Below are 26,178 nucleotides of genomic sequence, written 5' to 3'. Positions count from 1 at the left end.
TTTCTCCAAAATTGAAAATAAACTCTTAAGGGTGGGGCGTTTTTCTGAAGAAAAAAGTCCGACCCGAGGTTGGATAGGCACTGACGAGTGCCGATTCCGGCCGAATTCGAACGATATCATGCGATTGAAGACTGGAGAAATAAAAGATGGTTACCGGATTTGGTGAAAGAGATAGAATTTATATTAAACGGACGGTTGTTATAACTTGTCTGGCGGTCCTTCCTATACTTTCGGGTTGTAAGGAATCCGAAAAGGGAGGAGGAGTTCTAGATTCATTCTTTAGTTCTATCGGGATCCCGGTAGATGGAGGCGGTTCCGTTCCTAAAACCGTCAATAATATCAACTATACCGAGACTGATACTCCGGCAACTTTGCCGGTGGATTTCGGCACTACTGGTCCTCAGGCAGCGCTAAATCTTGCCTCATTTGATCAGGTGGATCGTTATAAAAGTTTAGAGATCGTTTTTTCCGAGCCTATGGATCGGAACACCGTATTCACCAGTTTTTCCTTAAGAGAAAAAACAGGCCCTTCCAGTTTTGCTGCCCTACCTGGTCCTAGTTCTCCCGTTGCAGAAAGTAAGGGAGGAGTCTTTTATTGGAAGTCCGGAGGAAGGCTGATCTTTGATCCATATAGGGAACTTAAATCGAATACCACTTACCAATTATCTTTAACCTCCGATGCCAAAGGGATCGAAGGAGGAACGTTAACCGCTTATACAGTAGAGTTCACTACCGAGCCCGATTATTATATCACTATGAGTTTGAACGGAAAATCCGTCGGACCTGGTAATACTGTAAACGATCTTACATTTGCGGATGCACTTCCCGGCACCTTAGCGATGAACTTGACTGCAGGTTTTACAAACCCGGTTGCCGGCACGAATTATATTAAATCTATTAAGATGAAACATATGGGTTCTTCGGTTACTTACGATATATGTAACGCTCCTAGTGTTCCTTGCGATATGACGAATGCACTTGCTTCTTCTTTAAATCTGAACGGTCTGCCGGACGGACTAAAACCTTTTCAAGGCGGGAATTCCTACGTATTCGAGATCACTAACTCTGCGGGTAAGTTATTCCAAAGAAGTTTCGGCTTTAATTACGGAAAAGTAAATTCTAATCCTTATAATATTCTAACCAAAGGAGCCGCGGCGGTTTTGGACGAGGCTCAGACTTTAAGATTGTTTGGCGGAGTCTTGGAACGTTTTGCTAGAGGGGATTTTAGGATAAAAGATCCGGCCGATAACGGGATTAAAACTTTCGCAAACTTCTCGAACTCACCTACAGCGAGTTCAAAACGATCCGGTTATTGTATGAACTACGACTCTTTCAACTTCATCAGAAGTTACGGAGATGCGAGTGATTATACTTCCGCTACTTTTCAGGACGGGTATTGTGGGCCGAACGGAACGGGAAGTAACCAAGGAGCGTTTACAGGATACGGCTGTCCTCCTTTAAGCGATTGTATGAACTTCGACGTGGATGTATATATCACAAGCGTGAATATCCCTACTACTGTTGGCGCGAGTACTACAAAGGATTGTAATAATTTAGATATTACGAATGCAACTGAGAACATAAAAGCATGTTTGAAAGTTAACGGAAACGGGGATTTGGGAGTCACCTTGAGAGGAAAGGCTGCAACCATCGGACTTATAGTGGTCGCTAGGAACCAAGGAGATATCGGCGGGTTTCTCTGCGGGCTTGCCGGTTCTTGTGCAGGGACCTTATTCTCCTTTAGTATGACTTCCGATCTGAACTATAATGTGACTGTGAAACCGGTGCGTACCGCAAAAGCACGCACCACCTCCAGCGTGGATAGTAATGGAAATTTCGTGATCCAAATCAAAACTCCATTCTCTCCAACAGATCCGGATACGGGAAATTTTTATGTTTCGGAGTGGGCGGTAAATCTTACTACTCACGATATCGTACAAAGAAGTTCCGGTTCTTGGCTGGCAAACCTGATCACTTCCATCGGAACCGATCTGGCTAATAGCATGGTGGCAGCTCTTGCTCCTAAGATCACCCAAGCCATGTTAGGCGACGTGATCCAAGGAGTAGCTCCTAAGGCATTGAACTCAGTAGTTCAATCTTTAAAAACTCCTGGTTTGGATATTACTCTTCCGAATTATTTACCTGCTCCTTTGGCAAACTTCCCATTAAGCCTTCAATTACAAGTGGAGCCGGATGCGGTTGTTAGAATGAGTGGATCGAATAAAGCCGTAGTTGCTTCTGCGGATCTAGGTTTGGTTACTCCTGCTGCAAGTAGGCTTCTTAATACAAATCCAAACTATCACGGCCAAGGCGGTGCAGTGGGTTTTGTGAGTACTCGGCCTGTGCCTACGACCCAGGCTCTAACCGGAGAATATGCGTTTAATAATAGCGCCGCAAACCCTGGCTTACTTCTAACCCTAACGGCAGACACGGTTACACAAGCTGCTTTTAGTCTCTGGCAGAATGGCGCATTGAACTTAAGGATCAATCGCCAGTTTATAGATACGATTGTTGCTTATGCGGGAGACGATCCTCTTTTTCAATTGACCCAAGAGTTGGTAAAAGTTGGAACTTTGATGAACGTATTATCTCCCGGGCGCCCGCTCAACGGATTGAATCCGACCGATCCTACTAAGCTTATTCGTAGCGTGAATTCTACGGATGATGTGGACATTGATGTGTATGCGATCCATGCGCCGAACGGCGAATTCAAATGGGTGGGAACTGCGGCTCAGAAACCTACATTGGTGGTTAACTTTACGGATCTGGAATTAAGGATTTTTGGAAGAAGACCGAATGGAACCAATATCGGGACGGATGTTTCTCCTGTAATTTGTAGTAGTGCGGCGGCGGACACGGCCGCTAATAGTTGCAGATATCTTTTAAATAAGGCCAGGGTAAGTATCAAGGCGGATGGAGTTTTTGATTTTGTTCCATTTGTGAATCCTACCGGGAACACTACTTACGATAAACTCAATGCATTAAAACTAGTACTGAACAAAGACGTTGGTAAGATGTCTTACACGTTGGATATTTTGGAAGGGAATACTTTCAATCCATTCGGTTTAGATCCGAAAGGGATTTTCCAAGTGGTGGATCCATTGATCCGCTCTTTGATTGTACCTTTGGTAAATAACGTTTTAAGACAGGTACCTTTGCCTAGGACGTTGACGATCAGTTCTTTATACCATCCTACGAATAATACTACATGTAATATAAAGGCGGATACTGATAATCTTATGTTGAAAACTTATAACGTAACTCCAGGCTCCGAGCCTTATCCATATCTATTCGGTGCATTACAATTTCAAGGAGCAGCGGCTTCTAATCCTGCCTCTACGGTTGTCTGCCCTTAGGACAAAAAAAGAGGCTCGGGATCCCGAGCCTCTCATACATTCCAAAATCTTTATAAAAGATTTACATTTTTCCTCCGCCGTAAGTCTCATCGCTCGGAACGGAGTCTTCCGGAGTCCAGCCTTGAGGAGTATGGCAAGATAAACAGTTCTTTAAGGAAATATTCTTTTTCATAAGGTCCTTGAAAGGAGGAAGAGATTTAAATTTTACGATAATCCCTTCGTAAGAACTTCTTTTAGGTTCTTCTCCGCTTCCCGGATAATAACCGCCATTTCCTTTTTCCTGCATGGTTCCGTCTTTTGGATCGCCGGTCCCGTTCATTAAGACCTTACCTTCACAGGTGCAGAAGGAAGAATCCTTGGACTTATGATCATGGAATGCGGAGAAAGCAGTTCCTCTCACACCCGCAGTGGTAGTAGGGGTGCTGACCTCGAATTTTTTACCTTTTAGGTTCACGAGTTGGAACCAGGCAAATCCGCTTTGCACTTCTAATTTACCGTCTTTGGATTCGTTGTACAGACTTGAAATCTTCAGTTTAGTATTCGGCAATACTTTAAACTCGGAACCTTTATAAAGTAGGGTGGTTTTAGAAGCGTTACCGGTGGAAACAATATCTCCTTCGGAAACCAAATCCCCTTGTTTTAAAATGTTCCAACTTCCCTTGCCGCCTTTTTGTAACTGAACTTTTCCGATCAGAAAGGAAACCCTGGCGTCCTTCTCTTTGTTTTCTTGGCTCACTAAAACCAAGGAACCGATGGAAAGCATTAAGCTTAAGATCATCCACACTCTTAGTTTCATAAATTTCTCCTTAAAATTCGATGGTGGTCCAAAGTGTTAACTCTTTGGTCAGGCGGCCGTAGGATACGATCCCATTATTTGCACCGCCTTGGAATTGTTGTAAATACTCCGCTTTGGTCCTTTCGTTTCCGGACCCGTCCACATAGGATTGTTCTCTGTCTCCGTCCTTATCTCTGTTCCTGGATTCAGTGTATCCAATGGAAACACGTAAAGAATCCGTAATATTCCATTCTGCGAATACGGAACCTCTTCTGAACGAAGAATGAACAGAATAACCGGAGGAATTTACCAAAGGCCCTACGGTATTGGTTTGAATATTCCAATAATCCGATTCGGGACTTCCCGGCATGACCTGATTGATTTGAGTTCGGTTCGCGGCGAGAACTCCGTCTCTTCCACTTCCGCCTTCTAATCTACCCACGATCCTAAAATCTCCCCATCCTAAAGACAACCAGGCGTAAGCAGCAGTTCCGGTGGAATCTAATCCAGGGGTTACCGCACCGAACGGTTTGGAAACGTCTCTGACTTCTCCGCCTTTTTGTTTTCTGAACACGTATCCAAGTCCGAAGTTAAGAATTTTTTTACGATCAAAATTAGCCTCCACCGCATAAGAGTCACTTTCTAGGGAACGAACATCCTTTCTGAGGGAAGTGGAAGGATTATTATCCGACGCAAGACATGCCGTTCCTTCTTTACAATCGGAAGAAGCAGCACCTGTTAAGTTAGCTGATCTATAAAAGAAATGAAGACCGATCCTGTTCTCATCGCCTATCTTAGGCTCGTAGGAGAGTCTGGAAGAAAGATCGAAACCTGTGGAGTCGGTATTCTGGGTCTGCCTGTAACCTTCTCCGTTGGAAAGAATTACTTGAGCGGAAATATTATTATCCCATTTTCCGGTCCCACCTAACCCGATATCGGCGGGAGCAGGAGCGAATCCCAGACTTTCAAGAGGTCCTTTATCCACATATCTCCATCTCCAATAATTTTTCCATTGGGTATAAGTATGTGGGAGTTCCTGCATACCGAACGTTAGCGAGTATTCTCCTAACCCTGTTTCCCAGGTTTTGCGGATAAGAGCCCTTCTGATCCCTAAAATATAAGGATTAGATTTTACTCCCCCATCCATTCTAGTATCTGCGCTTACTTGGGCAGAACGTAATAATTCTCCCCATAGTTCCAAGCTGACCCCTGTTTCTTTAAATTCTTTATTGATGGTCAAAAGTGTCCAAGGAGTGGAGAAGCCGGGTTCCTCGTTCGGATATGCGTTAGTAAGACCGGAACCTCCGTCTCTCATTCTCTGGTTATAAGAAGGGGAGAGGATACCGCCAATCTTCAAACCGTAAAAGCCGTCCGGTTCGTCTTTCTTAGTGGTAACTATTTCCTCAGCGGATAAATGTACGGATCCCATAATAAAACATGCAGCGGTGATCAGTTTTCGAATAGATGTCTTTTTCAAAGAGGTCCCCCTCGATTACTTGCCGACAAAAGTCGTAAAGAAAAAATTTCGTTTAGATAAACCTATCCTTACTCTCCTGTCTACCAGACTTTCTAATTAATAAACGGGTCGATCCGATTTCTGTAGTTTCTATTCGATTGGAATAAACGATACTTTCCCTGGAATAAGATTGTAAAAAGGGGATCGACGGGTTAAAAGAATACGGGATCAGTGGAGTCGGAAACGGAAAAAATTTTTCGACCATTCTTTCTATGCGTACTTTTAAAATACTGTTTTGGTTAACCATAAATACGGTGATCGGCACGATGAATTCGTTGTTAGTCGCTCACAATTCTAAGGCACCTTTTTGGAAAGTGTTCTTGGCCACACAGGTAACCACACATTGTGTATGTTCGATAGTGGAGTTTTCGGTGGAATTCCTGAATCGAATGAACAGAGGAGCTTTCTTTACGGGAGCTTTTTTAGTCGTCGCTTCTGCGATCGCATCCGTCCTAGGAGTCGCGTCAGGCGGGATCATTCATGTACTATTATTGGCTGGAGAAGGAGTCGAAAGGCCTCACGGAGGATCATATAATATTCTTTTAAGCAGCCTAATACTGGCATTATTCATTTCCTTTCTGGAAAAATCCATGCAGATCCTAATTGAAAGAAGGAAAAAGATGGAAAGCGAACTGAAGGATATCCAATACAGGACCTTTCAGAATCGGATGGACCCTCATTATCTGTTCAATACTTTGAACACCATACATTCCCTGTTAGTTACTGATCCGCAAAAAGCGGATAACGCACTCATTTTACTTTCGGAAACATACAGATTTTTATCGGATCGGATTTTCGAAAAAACTATTCCTTTCTCGGAAGAGTGGGACTTTACGGTAAACTATCTGGAACTGCAAAGGATCCGATTTTCGGATTCTTTAACGATCAATATTAAAAAAGTGGGAGACTTTTCCAGGCTTAGGATACCCCCACTCACATTGCAGCCATTAGTCGAAAATAGTTTTAAACACGGATTGGAGAATCGTTCCGAAGCGGGGATATTGGAAATTAGCGCCACCGAAAGTTTTGGAAGAATAAAAATAGAGATCAAAAATAACGGGAACGAAAAACAAGAACATCATTTGTTACCAGAGTATAAAAAATCCGAATTTTCTCGCACCTTAAACAATATAAAATCCAGGTTAGAGTATAATTTCGGAGAAGCGGAACTTAAATTAGAAAAAGATAAATTTGGAATCACCACATTAAGATTGGAATTCGCATCAAGATGAATAGCGTGCTATATAAGGTTTTAGTCATAGAGGATGAGGTGCCTGCTCGGGACCTTCTTCGTAAATTTTTAGAAAGTTGGCCTCAGTTCGAAGTGGGTGGGATAGCAAGAACAGGCTCCCAGGCAATCGATCTTTTGAAAAAAGAAAAATTCGATCTGGTGTTTTTGGATATCAATCTTCCCGAAAAAACGGGGCTACAGGTCTTAGAGGAAATAGGAGAGAATCTTCCGATACTGGTATTCACTACAGCTTATCGAGAGCATACTCTCAAAGCATTCGAGGTAGGGGCTTGCGATTATCTTTTGAAACCGTATACGAAGGAAAGATTTTCCGCATGTATGGAAAGAGCGCTTCATCATTTACAGTTAAAAACGATTTCCAATTCCAGGGCAAGTGGAGAGCCGGATCCAGTATTCGTTTTTCGTGATGGAGGGTTGATCCATAGGGTTTTGTATGCGGATCTATATTATCTCACCGCCAACGGCAAACGTTCCGTTCTTCATACCAAGGACGGAGATTATGAAACGGCAAAACTGCTGGGCGATCTGGAAAAAGAACTACCTAAGACTGATTTTTTAAGGATACATAGAAAACATATGGTGAATCGGAGCCTTGTCTCCGCAGCAAAATCCCAAGCGGGTGGTGCATATACAATTTATCTGAAAGACGAAGACGAGACCAACCTTCCTGTCGGAAGAGAATTTGTGGAAGGAGTGAAGAGTCTCTTCGGGAAATGAGGGGGCGGCCCTTCGCTTCGCTCAGGCCGGGCTACTTCGGGCTTCGGTCCTTTCGCAGCGCCCATCAAGAAGCGAGAAAAACTTTTGCATAAGCAAATGGGGCTGCGATCGGACTTCCCCTGCGTATCCCTGCCGCAAGGAAAAAAAAGGCATTGTGGGAGTTCCTACATACCGGGAAACGTACCTTCTCTTCTCACCAAGGAATTTCTTTCTTATCTCTCAGAAAAATCCCGCTCGGCCCATTCTTATCTAATTGAGCCGCCCAAACAATCGTCTCGGCGCCATGTTCAACCGAACGAGTCGCAGACTTGCCTCCCATGTCCGTTCTTACCCAACCAGGACAAACTGAATTCACTTTGATATCTTTTCCTGAAGATTCGGAATGAAGAATGCGTGTTAGAGCGTTCAGCGCAGTTTTGGAAATACGATATGCTGAATAGCCTGAACTCATATCGTAGAGTTGTCCCATTCCTGAGCTTACATTTACGATCCTACCATAACCGTTTTTTTTCATTACGCTTAGGATTTTTTGAGAAAGAAGAAAAGGGCCGATCAAATTTGTATCCAAGGTTCCTTGCAACATTTCTAAAGTAGTATTTTCGATGGAGCCGCTATCCAGATATACTCCCGCGTTATTTACAAGAATGTCGATCTTAGGATATTTGGAGAGAACTTCCACCAGAAAAGTTCGGATGGAATTAGGATCGGAAACATCAATTGAAAAACTTTCCGCGGAGCCTCCATCTTCTCTGATGGAAGATGCAGTTTTTTCGGAGTCTTCCTTTTTGCGGGAAGCGCAGATGATATGGATCCCTGATCTGGAAAGTTGTTTAGAAACTTCTTCGCCTATGCCACGGCTCGCGCCGGTTACGATTGCAATTTTTTTGTCCATAAGACTTGGACTAATCTTTGAACCAATTTTTATATTTAAAATATAAGATCATGATCCCAGGGATTGTGAGCATTGTCCCGAGAGAAGTGGTTAGAATCAGTCTACTCCCGTAAGGAAGTTCCGTGAAGTTCATCCCGAAAAACCCGGTTAAGAAAGTAAGAGGCATAAATATCATAGAAACCAGGGTCAGACGCTTGATTATATCGTTTGTCTTTTGGGAAAGAAAAGAAAAATAAGCATCCATAGAGTTTCCGATTAGGTCCCTATCCATATCGATGGTTTCGACAAGCCTGCTCAAATGATCGTATACGTCCCTAAAATAGAAGCGTACCCTCTCTGAGAGAAATTTATCCTCGTGTCTCATGATCAGATTTAACACTTCTCTTTGCGGAGAGAGGACCCTTCTCATTCGGACTAGATTTCTTTTTACATATAAAATATTCGTAATGAAGTCGGGCTGTATTTCGCTGATCAGTATCTGATTTTCCAGATCCGTGATCTGTTCGGAGATTTGATCTAAGATCGGAAAATTGGAATCCACCAAAAGGTCAAATAAAAGATAGAGAACATGATCAGTCCCCTTGGAAGAAAAATTCTGTTCCGTAAGAGTCCGATTCCAAAGAGAATCGATCAGAGGTTCCTTATGTTCATGCACGGATACGATAAATTTACGATTGAAAAACACATGCGTTTCAGTAGTGGAAAAGGACTGTTCTCCTTCCGATCTGAAACTGTGAAGGACCATAAATGCGTGATCCTCATAGTCTTCGAACTTTGGCCTTTGGTTCCTATTCACACAATCTTCTATCGCAAGATCATGAAATCCGCAGTTTTTGGATAAAAAGATAAGATCTTCCGAGGTCGGATTTTCTACATCGATCCAAACCTTTTCTTTGTTCAAAGTTCTCTTCAGTGAAAAGTTTTTCAAGAACGCGAGATCCGTTTTCCGAGTCACCGCTTTAGAAACTGAGTTTTTTATTTTGGGGGTGGGGAAGGAAAGAAAACGTATCATCAAATTGTCCTAATACGAATCATTTCCGAGAACCCGCAGAGTTTAGGTGTTCTCCAGCGCGTAAACTATATACGCTCGGAAGTCTTCCAGAGTAAATTCCCTCTTGTTGGTCAAATGATTGATCATATAACCTATGATTGCAGAGGTGAGATTTTTTACCTCGAATTCCGTATAGTTCGGCTTTAAAGCCAAGATGATCTTTTTGGAGTTTTCGTAAAAGATCAGATTTACCAAATGAATATTGCGTTTTTTTAATCTATGGATCTTAGGTTGGAGCATAAGACTCCAATACAGACGGAGATATTCTTCGTTCTCCTTCACTAACTTGATGATCTGTCCGCCCAAAAATTGGATAAGTTCCGCTCTATTCTCCATAGAGTTCAATTTTTCAGGGAGATATTTTTTTAGGATCGTATCATGCGATTCGATGATCCCTTCTAAAATGGATTCCTTGGACTCGAAATAACGATAAGCGAGACCCAAAGACAGACCGGCTCTTTGAGCGATTTGTCTCATGGTAGAGCCGTGATACCCTTGTTCAGAAAATAGTTTGAGGGAAGTTCTTAAGATTAGGTCTCTTGTATCTTTGGCCATTGTTTACCGAATAGAATAGAGAACCTTTCTGGATCCGATCCTTTCACGATTGGTCTCCATTCTATTCTTATAACCGTAGGCCTTCTCAGGTTTTAATAAAGAGAACAGATCATACAATTCGATCTCGAATTGGAGCATAACTTCCGCTACTTCCTCCGGAAATTTTTCCAAAGATTTCATAGCGTCCACGCAAACATGTCTGGAGTTGATCTTATCAGGACGGATCTCTTCCGCGATCTTTCTGAAATTCTGCTTAGTGATCGTTCCACCAACGGAGGTTTTTTTGCCCCTGTCTTTCGAGATCGCAATGATAGTGCGAGTGACTTTCATCACTTCCTTATCATCTGGGATCATTCCCATAGAAGCGGAAAGATCGGATCTGGCGGCAGTCACTTGATCCAGATCTTCGAATGCACTAGAGTCCGCTATCTCCAACATATTTTTATAACCTGTGATAGTCTCCAGGTTAATCGCCTTAGTGACCTTGGAAAAAGTCACAGGACTAAGCATACTTTTAAGAGTAGAAATAAAATTTTTGAGAGCGTAAGAAGATTCGATCATAGGCGCGGAAATGCCTTCGATCTCCTCTTTCACCAGCATACGGATATCGGTCCTTGCTTCAGGCCCGCCGATCTTAACAGTGACCGGAACCAAATCTTTAGCCACGATATGGAGCGCTCGGATCTCGTCCGAATCCATATCTTCCGTTTCCGTGCCTCCTTTTAATCCTACGATAGGATAGCTCTGTTTCAAAGAAATCAGGTGGCGGCGAAGTTCGATAATTTTGCGGTCTATCTGCTCTTTCACGTTTCTAATATCGTCCTTTTCGAAAAAACAGTAAGGATTTTTAGGAAAAAAGGTCGGGCCGCGTCCTTCGGACCGCGCTCTCACCTTCGGTCAAAAAATCGCAAAAACGATTTTTTGACCCCGGTTCGATCACTCGCGGGGTTGCGTACGTAAACCCTTCGTGTCTTAGCGCCTTTGCGAGAGCAAAAAATAAGACCAAATTTCACACCAATCCGCAAAGTGGAGAAGAAGATGGAACTTATTTCCGGCCACATCGATCTGATAGGTTTACGCAGATACATTTGAACCGGAATCTCAATGCTCAAAAAACTTCCTATACCGATCCTTAGTTTATTTCTCTTTTTCCAATGTTCTGGGGAGGACATAGACGAGCTAAAAGGAAAAAAGAAGGAAAAATCCAATCCAGTTGTTAGCTATTCTTTTTGTGTAGCTCAAACTCAATCGTGCATCGATGCAGACGGAGCAGATTGTTTTATAGTAAGAGACAATCCTAGGTATTTTGACGCAGGCGGAGGTGGGGTCGAGAAATTCTGTTTCGATAATCTAGTCGAAACTTATATAGTCACTGAAACAGGCGGCATGTAAATCCATTCTCCGTGGACTCTGTCTTCTCTATGTGAACCCGAAGAGACGAAAGTCGGCTTTAATCTTCCGTATTGACGGAAAATACCGATCCGGTATCAATAGACCTATGAACCAGCCGAAGGGCAGTACCTTTTTGAAAAAACTTCCTACATGGATCCAGGAAATCTTTGGAGAAGAATCCGTAGATTCAACTCTCTCTTTCTTTTTTATCGTTTTATTAGTTTTAGCTTTTAAATCCTCAGTCTTGGATGCGAACAATATTCCATCGGGGTCCATGCTCCCCACTCTTAAGATAGGGGATTTTCTATTCGTAAATAAGATGAGATATTCTCTTCGGCTACCTTTTACGGATATAGAACTCAAAAGATACGATGACCCTAAGAGAGGAGATATCGTAACATTCATTCCTCCCGATGGAGCGGTTTCCCCCGAAGAGAAAGAGGGTTGGTTCCCAAAAAGATTCGTAAAAAGAGTGATCGGTCTTCCTGGAGATAGGATTCGGATCGTAAAGGTATTACATGAAAGAGACGGATTTCCTACAGTCTATGGCAAAATAGAATATATGGAAAAAGGAAAGACCGACTTCTCCGCTTACGAATTTAAGGACGAAGAAAAAGGAAATTTATTCGACGACCTGGACGATGACGCAGCGGTCCAATATTATCTTTTTAAGGAAAAGAAACCAGGCTTCGAACATTATGTGATCGAGGGGAACACTCGTCCTTATACCCACGAATTTAAAGACGCGGAATGTTTCCAAGTCACAGGTTGTGTGATTCCCGAGGATCATTATATGATGATGGGAGACAATCGCACAAATTCTTCCGATTCCAGATTTTGGGGATTTGTTCCTAGGGACAATATACTCGGGAAGGCAGCATTGATCTACTTTTCCATCAACTGGAAAGACCATGTATGTGCTTACAAAAGTGCGGAAGACCTAGGCCAAAACGGGGACTCTGCCCAAAAGTACGATCCGGAAGAATTTAGATCGAAATGTGGAGATGTAGGCTCTAATATGAATTGGTTCAAGAGCACTATATTCTACAGAATTCCTAGGATGCAGGTCCGTTGGTATCGTATCGGAACCGTACTTGAATAATAGAATGGAAGAACCTGACCAAAAACCTCCCGAAAAAAAGGACGCTTCCCCATGGCAGCTTGCAAGCGTGGGGACAGAGTTTGCTTTTATCATCATAGCTTCCGTTTTTATAGGAAGGTATCTGGACGGACGTTTCGGTTGGTCTCCTTTTGGGATCCTGTTCGGGGCGATTTTCGGATTCGGTTATGGGATTTATTATCTTCTCACCAGAGTTTCCCAGTTCGACAAAAAGGAATAGTTCCGTTCTGGGAATGAAAGACTCAGACGGTGTGTTACAACCTAAAAAGTACTATTTAGGCTTTGCTGTACTTCTTCTTATCCTTGGGTTCTGCTTCCGGTTTTATGAAGTGGCAGTCCAGGGATTCTGGAAGGGAATTGTAATATCTCTTATAGTATCTATTTTCATTTATAATTTTAGGTTTTATCTACTTTGGAAGCATTCCAAAGAAGGTTTTTTATTCCAATTTGGAACGACTGTTCTGTCTTTCTTTATTCATTTAGCCGTTTTAGTACTGTTTATCTGGAGAGGCGAACGAGAAGGTTTTGTGATCGGTTTTTTTATTGCCCATTTCGCCAACCTTTTAATATTGGTATTCGCAAGGTGACCCCTTAAAACGCCTTAAACAACGTTTTAAAGGTACTTTGCGGGAAATAGAACCCTGGGTGGTGCTCCCAAAACTCTTTCTTCCTGTCGTTTACGAGAGGATCCTTTACAAGTATGTTGAAACAAATCTTCGCAACCGCATTATTATTGTTCTCACTTCCATTGTTCGCTTCCGAGGGAGAAGCTTCTAAACCTTTCGACCTGAACGAGGTTTTGGTTCACCACTTGATGGACCATGCAGAGTTTCCTTTTAACGTGGGCGGAAAAAAAGTATTCGAAGGTCATGAAGGTTTTGATCCTCATGCAGAAAACATCTTCGTAGATCATTCCACAGGTCATAGATTTCATTTTGTAGGCGGCATCGATCTTCACATCACTCGTCGTGTTACGATGATGTGGATCGTTTCCTTCCTTCTTCTCATTGTGTTTATTCCTGCGGCTCGTCTGATCGCAAAAAATCCATTAAAGATACAAAGCAGATTTGCTAACGCGGTCGAGGCTTTCATCAGTTTCTTAAAAAAGGATGTAGTGGACGCAAATACAGACGGTCACGGACATTCTTATTATCATTATATTTTCACGTTATTCTTCTTCATTCTATTCTGTAACTTGATGGGGCTCATTCCTCCGGTGGGAGAAGTGATCCAACTCGGGATAGAATCTGTTAATGCAGGAGAAGAAGTTTCAGCAGCAGCACATGCCGCATCTGGCCATCACGAACCTATCTGGATCGCAAAAGTTTGGAATGGTATTACAGTAACGGGAGATGTTTCTGTTACCGTAACTCTTGCACTTATCACATTACTTCTGATCTACGGAACAGGATTCGTTTACCAAGGACCGAAGTTCATTCTTCATTCCGTGCCTAACGGAGTTCCTGCTCCTCTGTATATCCTGATGTGGCCATTGGAGTTTATTATTTCTCCGCTCGCGAAAGCGTTCGCGCTCACAGTGCGTCTTTTGGCGAATATGACCGCTGGACACGTAATTATTTTAGCATTACTCGGCTTTATCTTCCAATTCCAATCTTGGGGAGTGGCACCAATCTCCGTTTTCGGAGCTACCGCGATCTACTTCTTGGAATTGTTCGTAGCCTTCCTTCAGGCTTACGTTTTCGCACTTCTAACCTCGCTCTTCGTGGGCTCGAGCATGCATAGGCACTAATTTTAATTATAAGCGTTTTGATTTCAAATAGGAGAAAGTAATAAAATGGAATTCGGACTAGGTTACATTGGAGTAGGAATCGCAGCTGGACTCGCTATTTTAGGCGCAGGACTCGGAATCGGAAGAATCGGTGGCTCTGCTGCTGAAGGAATCAGCCGTCAACCTGATGCAGCTGGAAAAATCCAAACTGCAATGATTATCTCTGCAGCCCTTATCGAAGGTGCGGCTCTGTTCGCAATCGTTATTGCGTTCCTCGCAGGTGGAACTCTGAATACAGCAGTTAGCAAAGCATCTGCTGCTAAAACTGAAGTTTCCGCACCGGCTGAAGGTAAATAATCTTGTTTCTCTTGGCAGCTGACAGGGGATTAGGCGCACTATTAGACGTTAATCCGGGTCTGATCATTTGGACCCTGATTACCTTCACGATAGTCGTTATTATCCTTAAAGTTTTCGCTTGGGATGTGATCCTCAAAGCTCTGGATGAAAGAGCTGAGACCATCCAAAACGATATTCGTAAGGCTGCTGACGTACGTTCCGAGGCGGAATCTCTGCTGAAAGATTATGAAACAAGAATCGCTCAAGCAAAAGACCAAGCTAACGGAATCGTAGCGGAAGCTAAATCGGACGCTACTAACCTGAAAAACAAAATGTTGGATGATGCTGCGAAAGAAGTGAAGGCTCTCAAAGATACCGCACTGAAAGATATCGAACTCGCAAAATCCAAAGCATTGGCAGAACTCCAAGGACAGATCGTGGACATGACCGTTCAAGTCGCGGCCCTGGTTCTGGAAAAACAGTTAAAAGCAGACGATTATAAGTCCTTTATCGAGAACGAGTTAGGCAAGATCAAGAAACTGAGCGCGTAACATGAGCTATTCTGCGATCCCAAAAACATACGCGGCCGCATTTGCGGACGCTAGTTCTTCTCCGGAAGAAGCCGAACAGGAACTGGATTCTATTGTAAGTATTTTCAAAATAGAACCTCAGTTTCGCGATTTTTTCGATACCCCTTCCGTTAAAAGGGAAGATAAAGAAGCGGTCCTATTAAAGACCTTTCAGGGGAAAATTTCGGAAATCACTCTGAATTTTTTACAGGTGCTTCTTCGCAGGGGAAGATTCTCATTTCTTTCCGAAATTCACGAAGCTTTAAAAGAAGAATTGGATCGTAAAGCAGGAAGAGTTCGCGCGAAAGTTAAAAGTTATCCCGCTATGGACGAGGCTTCTCTCTCCAAACTTCGGGACGTATTAAAAGAAAGATTCAAATCGGAATTCATCTTGGAAGCAAGTGAAGATCCGAGCCTTCTCGGAGGTTTCGTGGTCAGATTCCAAGACTTGGCGATCGACTCTTCCATGAAAAGCCAACTTAAGAAAGTAAGGCAAACCTTGCTGGAAAGCAAATTACCGGTCGGAGTGGTGTATGAAAATTAAAACAGACGAAATTACGTCGGTCCTCAAACAGGAAATTTTAAATTATAAAAAAGATCTGGGTGTCGAAGAAGTCGGAACTGTTCTGGAAGTAGGGGACGGTATCGCTCGAGTTTTCGGTCTCAGAAACGTGATGGCCGGAGAACTTGTGGAATTCCAAAACGGGGTTCGCGGTCAGGCATTCAACTTGGAAGACAATTCCGTGGGTGTGATCATTTACGGAGAATACAAAAATATCCGTGAAGGATTCTCCGTAAAAAGACTCGGAAAGATCCTAGAGGTTCCGGTAGGACCTGAAATGCTCGGACGTGTGGTAAACCCACTCGGTGAGCCTCTGGATGGAAAAGGGCCGATCAATACCAAACATACTCGTGCGGTAGAAAGTCCTGCTCCTGGTATTTCTAAAAGACAGCCGGTAGAAGAACCTCTTCAAACCGGTATCAAAAGTATCGACGCAATGATCCCGATAGGCCGTGGCCAAAGGGAGTTGATCATCGGAGACCGTGGAACTGGTAAAACTTCCATCGCTCTGGATACGATCATCAACCAAAAAGGTTCCGGAGTTATCTGCGTTTACGTAGCGATCGGACAAAAAGCTTCCACTGTGGCGACTATCGTGGAAAAACTAAAAGCGGTCGGAGCACTGGATTACACCATCGTCGTTTCCGCAACTGCTGCAGATCCTGCTCCTTTGCAATACATTGCACCGTATTCGGGCTGTTCTTTCGCAGAATACTTCATGTATAATGAGAAAAAAGCTACCCTGGTTGTTTACGATGACTTATCGAAACAAGCGGTTGCTTATCGCCAAATGTGTCTTCTACTTCGTAGACCTCCGGGCCGCGAAGCTTATCCTGGAGACGTATTCTATCTTCACTCTCGCTTATTAGAGAGAGCCGCTAAATTGGACGAAAAATACGGAGCAGGTTCTTTGACCGCGCTTCCTATCATCGAGACCCAAGAGGGCGAGGTTTCCGCTTATATCCCGACTAACGTGATTTCGATCACCGATGGTCAGATCTATCTGCAATCCAACTTGTTCGCATCCGGAGTTCGTCCTGCAGTGGATGTGGGTATCTCCGTATCTCGTGTTGGTTCCGCCGCTCAGATCAAAGCGATGAAACAAGTCGCAGGAAAGATGAAACTGGAATTAGCTCAGTTCAGGGAGTTGGAAGCGTTTGCTCAGCTCGGAACCGACTTAGACCCGGTAACTCAAGCGCAGTTGGACAGAGGATATCGTATCGTTGAGATGTTGAAGCAGCCTGTTTCCAGCCCTTATCCTGTAGAAGAGCAAGTGGTCGAAATTTTTGCGGTAACCAGAGGGCATATGGACAAGGTCCCAGTTCCTAAGGTAAGAGAGTTCGGAGCACATTTACTAAACGTTCTTCGCACTCAACAACCTGAGGTATTGAACGCAATTCGCACCGAAAAGAAAATTTCGGACGAAGGAAAACTGGGAGAGGTAATTGCCTCTATCGCAGCCGACTTTGTTAGGAACCTGAAGTAAGCGGAGAAAAATCTTGGCTACACCCAGGGAAATAAAGAAACGGATCAGTTCCGTTAAAAACACTCGGAAGATCACTCGAACTATGGAAATGGTCGCTACGGCTAAATCCAAAAAGTTGAGTGATCGGGTGAACGCGTCCCATCCATTCTCTAACAAAATTAAAGAGTTGGTGGGAGCGCTTGCATCCCTTGCTTCCGTAGTAAAGAGTCCTTATTTAAGAAAACCGAATACGATCCGTTCGATCGCTCTTCTTGTGATCACTGCTAACAGAGGTCTTTGCGGAGGATACAACTCCAAGACCATCCGTTTAGCGAGAACTCGCATCCAAGAATTGAAAGATCAGGGCGTGAATGTTCGACTTTTTGTCGTAGGTAAAAAGGGAATTTCCTATTTCCAATTCGCAAAAGAGAAAATAGAAAAATCCTACACACATATCGACGACAAGTCCGGTTACAAGGAAGCGGAAGAGTTCGCGGACTTCTTCTTAGGTTTGTTTGCAAGTGAAGAAGTGGATTCCGTGGAAATTATCTCCACAGTTTATCATTCTTCCGCAAACCAAGAGCCTGAGGTTACTAAGGTTCTTCCGTTCGAAGCACAAGGAGAAGCTAACGTTGGTTCTAACGTCCTATATGAGCCGAGCCCGGCTGATATTTTGGAATCGCTTCTTCCTTTAGTCGTAAAAACTGCATTTTTAAAAGCGATCTTGGAAGCGAATTGTTCCGAGCAGATCGCAAAGCGCGTGGCCATGAAATCCGCAACGGACGCGGCCTCCGAGATGATCAAACTCCTGACCCGCGGTTACAACCGTATACGTCAGGCAAAAATCACTCAGGAGATCTCGGAGATCGTAGCGGGTGCGGACTCGCTAAACTAGTTCTGGTATTGGAGTACTTGGATGAGCAAAGGTAAAGTAAAACAAATCATCGGATCCGTTTTGGATATCGAATTCGAGTCCGGACATCTGCCCGAAATTTTTAACGCGCTTGAAATCGACGCGGTCGTAGAAGGCAAAAAGGAAAAAATTATCGCCGAAGTGCAGCAGCATATCGGTGGTAGCGCAGTAAGAGCGATCGCTCTTTCTTCCACTGACGGACTTGTAAGAGGACAGGAAGTTTCCGATACCGGAGCTCCTATTTCTGTTCCGGTTGGGGACGCAACCCTCGGAAGGATCTTTAACGTTCTGGGAGAACCAGTCGACGAAGGCGCTCCTATCCAAGTGAAAGAGCGTAAGCCTATTCATAGAGCCGCTCCTAGTTACGAAGATCTTTCTCCTAAAACGGAAGTATTCGAAACAGGGATCAAGGTTATCGACCTTCTCGCTCCTTATATCAAAGGTGGAAAGACAGGACTCTTCGGAGGAGCCGGAGTAGGTAAGACAGTTCTTATCCAAGAGTTGATCAACAATATCGCGAAACAACACGGTGGATTCTCAGTATTCGCTGGTGTTGGCGAAAGAACCAGAGAAGGAAACGACCTCTGGAGAGAGATGAAAGAATCCGGAGTTATCAACAAGACCGTACTTTGTTATGGTCAGATGAATGAACCGCCTGGTGCTCGTCTCCGTGTAGCACTTTCCGCACTTACTATGGCGGAACATTTCCGCGATTCCATCGGAACAGACGTATTACTCTTCGTAGATAATATCTTCCGTTTCTCCCAAGCAGGATCTGAAGTATCCGCTCTACTCGGACGTATGCCTTCTGCGGTTGGATACCAACCTACTCTTTCCACAGAGATGGGTGCTCTTCAAGAGCGTATTACTTCCACTCGTAAGGGATCCATCACTTCCGTTCAGGCGATTTACGTTCCTGCGGACGACTTGACTGACCCTGCTCCTGCAAACGCGTTTGCTCACTTGGATGCGACTACGGTTCTTTCTCGTGCGATCTCCGACAAAGGGATTTATCCAGCGGTTGACCCGCTCGATTCTACTTCCCGCGTGATGAACGCAGAAGTTCTGGGTGCGGAACACTACGGTGTTGCTCGTGAAGTTCAAAGGATACTTCAGCGTTATAAAGATCTTCAGGATATTATCGCGATCCTTGGTATGGACGAACTTTCTGAGGACGATAAAGTCCTGGTGGCGCGTGCAAGAAAGATCGAGAAGTTCCTCTCTCAGCCTTTCCACGTAGCTGAAGTATTCACTGGATCTCCTGGAAAATACGTAAAACTTTCCGATACAGTTCGCTCGTTCAAAGAGTTAATTGCCGGAAATTGTGACCACCTTCCAGAGCAAGCCTTCTACATGGTAGGAACCATAGAAGACGCGATCGAGAAGTCCAAAAACCTGAGAGCATAATCGATGGCAGCCAAGCTAGACGTATCGGTAATCTCTCCAGAAAAACTACTCTTCCATGGCGATGCGGACAGCATCGTCGTGCCAGGAAGCGAAGGGTTTTTCGGAGTGTATCCGGGCCATACTTCTCTCGTTTCCTTGCTTGGAATCGGCGTATTGGAAGTCCGACAAGGAAATAAAACCAAAATCGCCGCGATCGAAGGCGGGTTTTTCGAAGTAAGAGACAATAAAGTTACGATTTTGACGGATCACGGTAGCCTGAAAGAAGATATCGACCTGGCCGCCGCTCAAAAAGCCCTAGAAGAAGCGGAAGCTCTTCCTGCCTCCAACGAGAAAAATACTCTCGTCCTAAAAGCAAAAACCCGAATTTTAGCGGCTTCCCGCTAATATTTAGGGGTTCCAAATTCCGAAAATTATTAAGGGAACCTTCTATCGGTTAAGTCCGAAGAAGTTTCCCAATATAAAAGATGAGGCCCTCTAATATAAGGGGACCTCTCGAAATTTTTTCGGATTGTATTTCCTGCAACTTAGGAGATCCTCCGAATTAGACAGACGGATTTTTAGCATACTGTAGGAAGCATGGCGGACGATTTTACGATAGACGAGGGAGAGGGGTTTCCGGCTGGAAGTGGAGAGGATTTTGATCCGAGTGAAATGAGCTTGGATGAAATAGATTCTCTCTTAGCTAGTGACAGCGATTCCTCCGATTTTAATTTCGATTCCGTTCCGGGAGATTCTCTAGATAGCGAAGGTTTTGAAGAATTACTCGCTTCCTCTGGAGATGATTATCCGGAGGATCTTCCTAGTTTCGAACCGGAAGAAACTGATTTCGGTTCAGACTTAAGCCAACTGGACGAATCTGTCCATCTGGACGAGGACTTTGATTTCGAACTGACAGATCCAATGATCGACGCGGAGATCGATAGGCTCCTAGATATTGACGACGATCTGAATTCTCCTCCAACATCTTCTTCCTCCGCTCCTTCGTGGAAAGAATCTTCTCCTTCTTCTTCTGAAAATCAAGAGGAAGCGTTCGGAGATTTGGGTTCTTTGGACTTGGGAGATTTCTCTCAACCAGGAGAAGTCCCTTCTTCCGCATTCCATTCAGACGATCAACCATTCGATTGGGGAGGGGATTCTTCCGACCAAGACGAAGTAGTAGGACTCTCCGACACGGATCTGGACGACGAAACTCCGATTTCACTTTCAGATGACGAATTACATAATATTGATATAGGTTCCAATCTTGCGGACTTCTCTATGGACGAGGAAGAAGTTTCCGCTCCGGAAGAATCCGGTTCCAAAACATTCGAAGACGAAATAATTTCGGACGACGAAGGCCCGATCTCTCTCTCCGAACATGAGTTAGACGATATAATGGCTGAGGACTTTAGTCCTAATATGGAAGAAGAAGGATTCGGAGATCTGGGCGGAGAAGATATTTCCACACCTTCTTCCGAATTAACAGAGGATATTAACTTCGAAGGGGAAGAAGAGAAGGATATCGCACTTTCCACAGACGAACTGGATCATTTGTTAGGAGGAGATGGCGATTCTTCCGAGAGCAAAACTTCTTTCGATGAATTGGGAGATTTCGGCGATCTGGATCTTGGTTCCGTATCCGAAGAACATACTTCTTCCGACTTGGATATGGAAGAAGAGGCAAACGAGCCTATCGCACTTTCAGACGACGAGTTGGGCAATTTATTATCCTCCGGTGATGAGGACGAGATCGGAAACATCCAAATGGATGATCTTGATTCTGTAGGAGCTCCTACAGCAGAGTCTGAGTTTGGAATGGAAGAAGGGGACGACTCTTCTTCCGAATTAGACCTAAGCGATTTTAATTTTGATTCGGAGCCTGAAGGAGCAAAAGACGAATTCGGCGGAGAAGAAGAGTCCATCTCTCTTCCTGTTTCCGATTTTGACAGCTTCGGAATGAACGAAGAAGAAAATCCTTTAGATACGGGATTAGATCTGGGAGATTTCGAAGATAATGCCAGGTCGGAAGAGAAAGCGTTCGAAGAATCCTTGGGAGACTTCACTTCTGCAAGCGACGAAGATATTTTGGGAAGTTCTGCGGATATAGACTTCTCGCCTGTAGAAACTTCTGAGCAAGATTTTTTCTCTGAACCTTCTGATCCAGATGAACCTATCGCACTTTCAGACGACGAGCTTGGAAATTTATTATCCTCCGGAACGGAAGAGGAAGAAGAACATGCCGGAACTTCCTTAGATCTTTCCGCAGACTTGGAAGATGACGAGCCGATTGCACTTTCCGATGATGAACTTGGGAATTTACTCGCAGGAGAAGACGGATCCGTATCCACTTTCGATTCGGAAGAGGCGGACGAGCCGATCGCACTCTCTGACGACGAATTAGGTGACTTACTATCTTCCGGAGAAGAAGATTCTGATGCGGACATATTTGCGGACGCTCCACCTATAGAACATGATGATGCCGCACCGGTAGAATTCGGAGATTTCAGCTTAGATACTGACGCAGATGAACCTATTGCACTCTCTGAAGATGAGTTAGGGCATTTATTGGAAGAAGAGCCGGAAGTGGAAACCGCCTCCTCCGATCTGATGGAAGATTCGGACGAACCGATCTCTCTTCCTATCAACGAGTTGGAGGACATTGGAACGCCTGATGTATCATCGGATTATGATATAGATTGGGACGGACCTGTTGCGAATCTGAACGATCTTGGAGCAGGGGAGGAGAATGCAGTATCAGCTCCTTCTGACTGGGATCTGGGAGACGACGCGGATGAACCGATTACATTATCCAATGACGAATTAGGGAACTTACTCTCAGACGAAGCTCCAGAAGGAGTGGATTCCGAAGATTTAGACGCATTATTATCTTCTCCACCCGAAGCAAACGACTTAAACGCGTTAGGCTCTTTAGAAGACGATATCCAGATTTCAGGTTTGGATTTAGAAGAGAATATAGGTGGAGAGAAGATTGTTCCAACTATAGAAAGATTGGCTCCGGAACCGGAACTGAACTTTATTTTGGACGAGTATGCGGACGAGGATGAACTTTCTCCTTTAGAAGAGATTCGCCAAGCAGGTGCTGCAACGGAAGAACCCGAAACGAGCGAGGCAATTCCGACTCAAGATGAGATGAAACGAATTCTTCTCTATCTGGATGAGCTACTCGGTAATCTTCCTGATGAAATGATCCGTGACTTCTCACGTTCCGACTATTTCGAACTTTATAAGAAATTAATGAAACAAATCGGCGTTTGACGATGGGTTTGTTAGACAAGGTCACTCGTCTTATTCGTTCCGGGAATTTGGAATCCGGAGCTAAAACATCTTCGGTTGCGGTTTCCGGAGTAGAAAAACCTTCTCTTTTAAAAAAATCCATGGCAGTACGTGCCAAAGGACTTTTGGAAAAGGCTATGGACTTCGGCGGGCGAAAGGAGAAAGCGCCTTCCGTTTATGAAGATCCTACTAACTTTGAGCCGGCAACTGCTTCTACTTCCTCCGAAGAAGATTTTAGTTTCGATTCCCCATCTGCGGATTTCGGAGATATCGATTTCGGTTCGGAAAGTTTTGGAGAAAACGTAAACACTGATTTCGATCTGTCTTCCACGGACTTCGGTTCTGCTGCAGAAGAAGAATCTGATTTTGAAGTAGATCCTGATCTTGGATTGGGATTAGGGGATTCGGATCTAGGTGCAGATTTCGGAGATCTTTCGGAAGAAACTCCAGCGAAAGGTTTATTGTCAAAAGCGGAAGAAGTAAAAGAAGAGGAAGAAATTCCGTCTGGACTCTCCAAGCCGGATACAATTAAAGATCCGTTTGACGATTGGGTCAAGGATGCTGAAAACCAGGCAAGCCAAGAAGCAGGTCGCCCTTTCAGCAAAGAACAAAACGATACTGAGAATGCGCAGTTCTTATTCGACGATGATTCCGATTATTCTACGATGCCTATCGACCTACAGATAGCGTCCCGTAAAAAATTAGAGAACTATTTATCTGCTTTCGAAATTTCTAAAGAGATTTCCGCATCTAAAGATTTTACCAATTTTTTCGAGAACTTAAGTTTTTCCATCCAGGGGCAGATCGGGGCAGAATCCATAGTAATATTCTCTTCTACAAATGGAGAATATGATGTCCTTAGAGTCGTGGAAGCTCAAGGAATAGGCGCCGATCCTGATTGGGTCTTAGAAGTTGGGGATGAAAGTTATCAAGCAGCTTTAAAAACTCCGTCGGTAGTGTATGCAAAAGAGATCTTAAAACATTCTCCACCTAAAAAGGAGAAAGAGATCCTCGAAAAAACGGAAGCAGAGATGCTAATTCCTATTCGTAGCTACGACGAATTTTATGGAATTATTATATTAAGTAAAACTATAGAGGGCGAAGATTATACGATCGAGGATCTCGAGTTCTTAAAGATCGTAGGGGAAATGGCCGGTTCCGTCTTAAGAAGGATCATGGATCTGGAAGCGCTTCACCAAGAGAACGATCGCCTGAACCAAGTAGTCAAAAGTAACGAAAGAATACTTTCTACTGCAAGAGACCTTGCCGGAGTCCGAGATATGGACGAGGCATATGACTATTTGGTGGAAGTATTGAAAAAAGAACTCGGGCTTAGGCGTTGGAGTTTCTTACTCTTAGATAGAAGCACCAGAAAAGAATACAAAGTTTTCGGAACAAATTTACTCACTCCGGATACTTCCGGAAAATTCAGACTGGGACTGGATTCTAACTTAGTCGGGATAGTCGCTAACGTTCCAGGAGTATTCCGAATCGCTAATTTTAGAAAAAATCCGGAACTATTATCGCAGTTATCAAACGATGAGATCGGGCTCATGCATGATTTCGACATTCTTCCCTTTTTAAACTTAAACTGGCTTGTGGGAATGTTATTCATTCACGAAACGGAAAGACCTTGGACGGATACGGATCGAGAGACCGCGGTTGGGATTTCCGAAATTGCCTCTCCAGTGCTCTCCAACTTATTAATGTTGGAAGAAAGAGACGCAGTATTCAGAGATCCTTTCAGTCCTGTTGAATCAAGAATAGACGAAGCGATCTCGAGAGCTTCCAAGATAGGAACACCTTTCAGTCTTACAGTTTTCAAAGTTCAAAATGCAACCAGAATGGTCCGCATTAAGGGTGCGGGATTTTTCGCTCATTATTGTGAGGAGCTAAGGACGTCTATCCAGGAAAATTTAGGAGAAACGGACTATTGTTATAGAGTCGGCCAAGGGAAATATGTAGTCGTTCTGGACGGAAAAGATAGGGAAGAAACCCAGATCGTAGTTCGTAAGATACGAAATAGAATTGTAGAATTGGACAGAAAGAACAAAGATTTTCAGACTTCTACAGCCAACCAAACTCTTTGTTATCCTGCGGATACCAGAGAGAAAGAAAGAATGTTGGAACTCATAGAAGAATCCTGATTTTATTTGCGAGATGTCATTGTAGGAGTTCCTACATGAGTTTAAGATTGCCCCCACCCTGCATTGGGTGGGGGGGAGTGGCCCGTGGGAGAGCTCGTTCTCGCCTACCATAAATCCCTTACTTCGTCAATAACATACTTCTATTCCATCTGATGTTGGAATTCCAACATCGCTTATTTCTCAAAAACTTCCTCGAAATCATAAAGCTGAAACCTTTTTGAAATTCCGACCCTTGCTCCCAAAAGAGATTCTTAAATCTTCCATTCTTTAGCCGGCTTCATTATTTAAATATATATTTAATTAAATATTGACTTATTTAAATATATATTTAAATAATGGATTATGAATGCATTTGCCGCGCTTGCTGACGATACAAGAAGGGAAATCGTGAGACTGGTGGCCAAAAATGGCGAACTCACTTCAACTGAGATCGGACAAAATTTTAAAATAAGTCCGCCTGCCATTTCACATCACTTAAAGGTATTAAAGAGCGCTAAAGTCCTTAATATGAAAAAGGAAGCGCAAAAGCGTATCTATAGCCTTAACGGATCTAGCATTAATGAAATGGAAGATTGGTTACTCGATATAATCGATTTATGGAATAAACGTTTAGATAAACTGGATCGGTATGTTTTAAAGATCAAAAAGGAGAGAGCTCGTGATAAAAAATAACGTAGAAACAATTATCGAAGGTAACAAAGTCATTTACAAAAGATACTTTGACGTTCCGGCAGAACTTATCTTCGAAGTATGGTCAACGCCTGAACATCTATCAGAATGGTGGGGACCGGATGGATTTACATTAACTACAAAGCATATGGATTTTACCAATGGAGGGATTTGGGATTTTACTATGCATGGACCCGACGGACATGATTATAAAAACAAGATCCAATTCACTGATATCAAAAAGCCTCATCACATTCTCTACAAGCATCTTGGTGATGGGGAAGGCCATCAGGACGTGCATTTTGAATCTAAGATCATATTCGAAGAGGCTGGAGAAGGAACGAACCTAACAATGGAGCAGGTCTTCCCGAACAAAGAGGAACTTGAAAGAGTGAATGAAAAATATGGAGCCATCGAAGGTGCTAAGCAGCATATCGGCAACCTTGCTAAGTATTTGGAAAAATTGAAATAATCGGGCAACG

At 43.6% G+C, this 26,178-nt stretch carries 24 protein-coding genes; 18 read left to right on the top strand and 6 right to left on the bottom strand.

Annotated features, from left to right (window positions below):
* The first annotated feature begins 146 nt into the window (after nucleotides 1–146).
* Entirely contained in the window at nucleotides 147–3,356 is a 3,210-nt protein-coding gene (locus tag LEP1GSC185_RS13665; RefSeq protein WP_008593583.1) for an Ig-like domain-containing domain, read from the top strand.
* Between the two features lie 61 nt (nucleotides 3,357–3,417).
* Here LEP1GSC185_RS13665 and LEP1GSC185_RS13660 read toward each other — a convergent pair whose 3' ends face one another.
* On the bottom strand, nucleotides 3,418–4,152 hold the full coding sequence (locus LEP1GSC185_RS13660; RefSeq protein ID WP_008594510.1) for a FecR family protein: 735 nt from the start codon (nucleotides 4,150–4,152) through the stop codon (nucleotides 3,418–3,420).
* Nucleotides 4,153–4,162: 10 nt separating this feature from the next.
* Nucleotides 4,163–5,608 (bottom strand): hypothetical protein, encoded by a 1,446-nt coding sequence (locus tag LEP1GSC185_RS13655; protein WP_008594292.1) that lies wholly within the window; start codon nucleotides 5,606–5,608, stop codon nucleotides 4,163–4,165.
* Nucleotides 5,609–5,913: 305 nt separating this feature from the next.
* On the opposite strand from LEP1GSC185_RS13655, the gene LEP1GSC185_RS13645 reads away from it, so the two are divergent.
* Both LEP1GSC185_RS13645 and LEP1GSC185_RS13640 read left to right on the top strand, forming a co-directional pair.
* Entirely contained in the window at nucleotides 5,914–6,879 is a 966-nt protein-coding gene (locus LEP1GSC185_RS13645; RefSeq protein ID WP_008596961.1) for a sensor histidine kinase, read from the top strand.
* Nucleotides 6,876–7,616, top strand: coding sequence for a LytR/AlgR family response regulator transcription factor (locus LEP1GSC185_RS13640; protein ID WP_008595098.1), 741 nt, complete (start codon nucleotides 6,876–6,878; stop codon nucleotides 7,614–7,616). Before LEP1GSC185_RS13645 ends, LEP1GSC185_RS13640 begins: the two co-directional genes overlap by 4 nt.
* Nucleotides 7,617–7,809: 193 nt before the next feature.
* On the opposite strand, the gene LEP1GSC185_RS13635 is transcribed toward LEP1GSC185_RS13640, so the two are convergent.
* Genes LEP1GSC185_RS13635 through LEP1GSC185_RS13620 form a run of 4 tightly spaced genes read right to left on the bottom strand, consistent with a single transcriptional unit; the run spans nucleotide 7,810 to nucleotide 10,921 of the window.
* The gene (locus LEP1GSC185_RS13635; protein ID WP_008595107.1) at nucleotides 7,810–8,508 is read right to left on the bottom strand and encodes an SDR family oxidoreductase; all 699 of its coding nucleotides are present in this window, start codon (nucleotides 8,506–8,508) and stop codon (nucleotides 7,810–7,812) included.
* Nucleotides 8,509–8,518: 10 nt separating this feature from the next.
* A complete protein-coding gene (gene corA, locus LEP1GSC185_RS13630) occupies nucleotides 8,519–9,520 on the bottom strand; it encodes a magnesium/cobalt transporter CorA (protein ID WP_008596918.1) in 1,002 nt (333 codons plus the stop codon).
* A 42-nt stretch (nucleotides 9,521–9,562) separates the two neighbouring features.
* Nucleotides 9,563–10,114, bottom strand: a complete 552-nt coding sequence (locus LEP1GSC185_RS13625; protein WP_008595703.1) for a TetR/AcrR family transcriptional regulator — start codon at nucleotides 10,112–10,114, stop codon at nucleotides 9,563–9,565.
* Between the two features lie 3 nt (nucleotides 10,115–10,117).
* A complete protein-coding gene (locus tag LEP1GSC185_RS13620; RefSeq protein WP_008594733.1) occupies nucleotides 10,118–10,921 on the bottom strand; it encodes an aldolase/citrate lyase family protein in 804 nt (267 codons plus the stop codon).
* A gap of 297 nt (nucleotides 10,922–11,218) precedes the next feature.
* Here LEP1GSC185_RS13620 and LEP1GSC185_RS13615 point away from each other — a divergent pair, with 297 nt between their 5' ends.
* The 15 genes from LEP1GSC185_RS13615 (at nucleotide 11,219) to LEP1GSC185_RS13540 (ending at nucleotide 26,168) form a co-directional block, all read left to right on the top strand.
* The gene (locus LEP1GSC185_RS13615; RefSeq protein WP_008595633.1) at nucleotides 11,219–11,506 is read left to right on the top strand and encodes a hypothetical protein; all 288 of its coding nucleotides are present in this window, start codon (nucleotides 11,219–11,221) and stop codon (nucleotides 11,504–11,506) included.
* 106 nt (nucleotides 11,507–11,612) lie between these two features.
* Complete coding sequence (gene lepB / locus LEP1GSC185_RS13610) at nucleotides 11,613–12,608, top strand: signal peptidase I (RefSeq protein ID WP_008597024.1); 996 nt, start codon at nucleotides 11,613–11,615, stop codon at nucleotides 12,606–12,608.
* On the top strand, nucleotides 12,601–12,846 hold the full coding sequence (locus LEP1GSC185_RS13605; protein ID WP_008595471.1) for an AtpZ/AtpI family protein: 246 nt from the start codon (nucleotides 12,601–12,603) through the stop codon (nucleotides 12,844–12,846). The genes lepB and LEP1GSC185_RS13605 overlap by 8 nt, the downstream gene beginning before the upstream one ends.
* A gap of 480 nt (nucleotides 12,847–13,326) precedes the next feature.
* Nucleotides 13,327–14,376 (top strand): F0F1 ATP synthase subunit A, encoded by a 1,050-nt coding sequence (atpB, locus tag LEP1GSC185_RS13595; protein WP_008593812.1) that lies wholly within the window; start codon nucleotides 13,327–13,329, stop codon nucleotides 14,374–14,376.
* A 45-nt stretch (nucleotides 14,377–14,421) separates the two neighbouring features.
* Nucleotides 14,422–14,712 carry an ATP synthase F0 subunit C gene (gene atpE, locus LEP1GSC185_RS13590; RefSeq protein WP_008595212.1) on the top strand — a complete coding sequence of 97 codons (291 nt, stop codon included), beginning with the start codon at nucleotides 14,422–14,424 and terminating at the stop codon, nucleotides 14,710–14,712.
* 2 nt (nucleotides 14,713–14,714) lie between these two features.
* Nucleotides 14,715–15,242, top strand: coding sequence for a F0F1 ATP synthase subunit B (locus LEP1GSC185_RS13585; RefSeq protein ID WP_008593936.1), 528 nt, complete (start codon nucleotides 14,715–14,717; stop codon nucleotides 15,240–15,242).
* A gap of 1 nt (nucleotide 15,243) precedes the next feature.
* A complete protein-coding gene (gene atpH, locus LEP1GSC185_RS13580) occupies nucleotides 15,244–15,804 on the top strand; it encodes an ATP synthase F1 subunit delta (RefSeq protein WP_008595023.1) in 561 nt (186 codons plus the stop codon).
* Nucleotides 15,794–17,308: a F0F1 ATP synthase subunit alpha gene (atpA, locus tag LEP1GSC185_RS13575; RefSeq protein WP_008594437.1), complete on the top strand. Its 1,515-nt coding sequence runs from the start codon at nucleotides 15,794–15,796 to the stop codon at nucleotides 17,306–17,308. The genes atpH and atpA overlap by 11 nt, the downstream gene beginning before the upstream one ends.
* A gap of 13 nt (nucleotides 17,309–17,321) precedes the next feature.
* Nucleotides 17,322–18,182: an ATP synthase F1 subunit gamma gene (atpG, locus tag LEP1GSC185_RS13570; RefSeq protein ID WP_008595754.1), complete on the top strand. Its 861-nt coding sequence runs from the start codon at nucleotides 17,322–17,324 to the stop codon at nucleotides 18,180–18,182.
* A 21-nt stretch (nucleotides 18,183–18,203) separates the two neighbouring features.
* Nucleotides 18,204–19,607 (top strand): F0F1 ATP synthase subunit beta, encoded by a 1,404-nt coding sequence (gene atpD, locus LEP1GSC185_RS13565; protein WP_008593782.1) that lies wholly within the window; start codon nucleotides 18,204–18,206, stop codon nucleotides 19,605–19,607.
* Between the two features lie 3 nt (nucleotides 19,608–19,610).
* Nucleotides 19,611–19,991 carry an ATP synthase F1 subunit epsilon gene (gene atpC / locus LEP1GSC185_RS13560; RefSeq protein WP_008596893.1) on the top strand — a complete coding sequence of 127 codons (381 nt, stop codon included), beginning with the start codon at nucleotides 19,611–19,613 and terminating at the stop codon, nucleotides 19,989–19,991.
* A gap of 192 nt (nucleotides 19,992–20,183) precedes the next feature.
* Nucleotides 20,184–22,862, top strand: a complete 2,679-nt coding sequence (locus LEP1GSC185_RS13555) for a hypothetical protein (protein ID WP_008595253.1) — start codon at nucleotides 20,184–20,186, stop codon at nucleotides 22,860–22,862.
* Nucleotides 22,863–22,864: 2 nt separating this feature from the next.
* Nucleotides 22,865–25,027 (top strand): GAF domain-containing protein, encoded by a 2,163-nt coding sequence (locus LEP1GSC185_RS13550; RefSeq protein WP_008593790.1) that lies wholly within the window; start codon nucleotides 22,865–22,867, stop codon nucleotides 25,025–25,027.
* A gap of 342 nt (nucleotides 25,028–25,369) precedes the next feature.
* Nucleotides 25,370–25,699, top strand: a complete 330-nt coding sequence (locus LEP1GSC185_RS13545) for a metalloregulator ArsR/SmtB family transcription factor (protein ID WP_008596988.1) — start codon at nucleotides 25,370–25,372, stop codon at nucleotides 25,697–25,699.
* On the top strand, nucleotides 25,686–26,168 hold the full coding sequence (locus LEP1GSC185_RS13540) for an SRPBCC family protein (protein ID WP_008595463.1): 483 nt from the start codon (nucleotides 25,686–25,688) through the stop codon (nucleotides 26,166–26,168). Before LEP1GSC185_RS13545 ends, LEP1GSC185_RS13540 begins: the two co-directional genes overlap by 14 nt.
* Nucleotides 26,169–26,178 lie beyond the last annotated feature (10 nt).

Origin of the sequence: Leptospira licerasiae serovar Varillal str. VAR 010 (assembly GCF_000244755.1) — a bacterium.
GTDB lineage: Bacteria > Spirochaetota > Leptospiria > Leptospirales > Leptospiraceae > Leptospira_B > Leptospira_B licerasiae.
The sequence above is the reverse complement of the archived record's forward strand: the minus strand, read 5'-3'. Positions and strand labels throughout refer to the sequence as shown.

Coding starts and splice junctions, on each gene's coding strand:
- LEP1GSC185_RS13660 (WP_008594510.1), bottom strand. CDS start 4,152: ATGAAACTAAGAGTGTGGATGATCTTAAGCTTAATGCTTTCCATCGGT.
- LEP1GSC185_RS13555 (WP_008595253.1), top strand. CDS start 20,184: ATGGCGGACGATTTTACGATAGACGAGGGAGAGGGGTTTCCGGCTGGA.
- LEP1GSC185_RS13640 (WP_008595098.1), top strand. CDS start 6,876: ATGAATAGCGTGCTATATAAGGTTTTAGTCATAGAGGATGAGGTGCCT.
- atpA (WP_008594437.1), top strand. CDS start 15,794: ATGAAAATTAAAACAGACGAAATTACGTCGGTCCTCAAACAGGAAATT.
- atpH (WP_008595023.1), top strand. CDS start 15,244: ATGAGCTATTCTGCGATCCCAAAAACATACGCGGCCGCATTTGCGGAC.
- LEP1GSC185_RS13665 (WP_008593583.1), top strand. CDS start 147: ATGGTTACCGGATTTGGTGAAAGAGATAGAATTTATATTAAACGGACG.
- LEP1GSC185_RS13635 (WP_008595107.1), bottom strand. CDS start 8,508: ATGGACAAAAAAATTGCAATCGTAACCGGCGCGAGCCGTGGCATAGGC.
- corA (WP_008596918.1), bottom strand. CDS start 9,520: ATGATACGTTTTCTTTCCTTCCCCACCCCCAAAATAAAAAACTCAGTT.
- atpC (WP_008596893.1), top strand. CDS start 19,611: ATGGCAGCCAAGCTAGACGTATCGGTAATCTCTCCAGAAAAACTACTC.
- LEP1GSC185_RS13550 (WP_008593790.1), top strand. CDS start 22,865: ATGGGTTTGTTAGACAAGGTCACTCGTCTTATTCGTTCCGGGAATTTG.
- LEP1GSC185_RS13615 (WP_008595633.1), top strand. CDS start 11,219: ATGCTCAAAAAACTTCCTATACCGATCCTTAGTTTATTTCTCTTTTTC.
- LEP1GSC185_RS13625 (WP_008595703.1), bottom strand. CDS start 10,114: ATGGCCAAAGATACAAGAGACCTAATCTTAAGAACTTCCCTCAAACTA.
- LEP1GSC185_RS13645 (WP_008596961.1), top strand. CDS start 5,914: ATGAATTCGTTGTTAGTCGCTCACAATTCTAAGGCACCTTTTTGGAAA.
- atpB (WP_008593812.1), top strand. CDS start 13,327: ATGTTGAAACAAATCTTCGCAACCGCATTATTATTGTTCTCACTTCCA.
- atpD (WP_008593782.1), top strand. CDS start 18,204: ATGAGCAAAGGTAAAGTAAAACAAATCATCGGATCCGTTTTGGATATC.
- lepB (WP_008597024.1), top strand. CDS start 11,613: ATGAACCAGCCGAAGGGCAGTACCTTTTTGAAAAAACTTCCTACATGG.
- atpE (WP_008595212.1), top strand. CDS start 14,422: ATGGAATTCGGACTAGGTTACATTGGAGTAGGAATCGCAGCTGGACTC.
- LEP1GSC185_RS13545 (WP_008596988.1), top strand. CDS start 25,370: ATGAATGCATTTGCCGCGCTTGCTGACGATACAAGAAGGGAAATCGTG.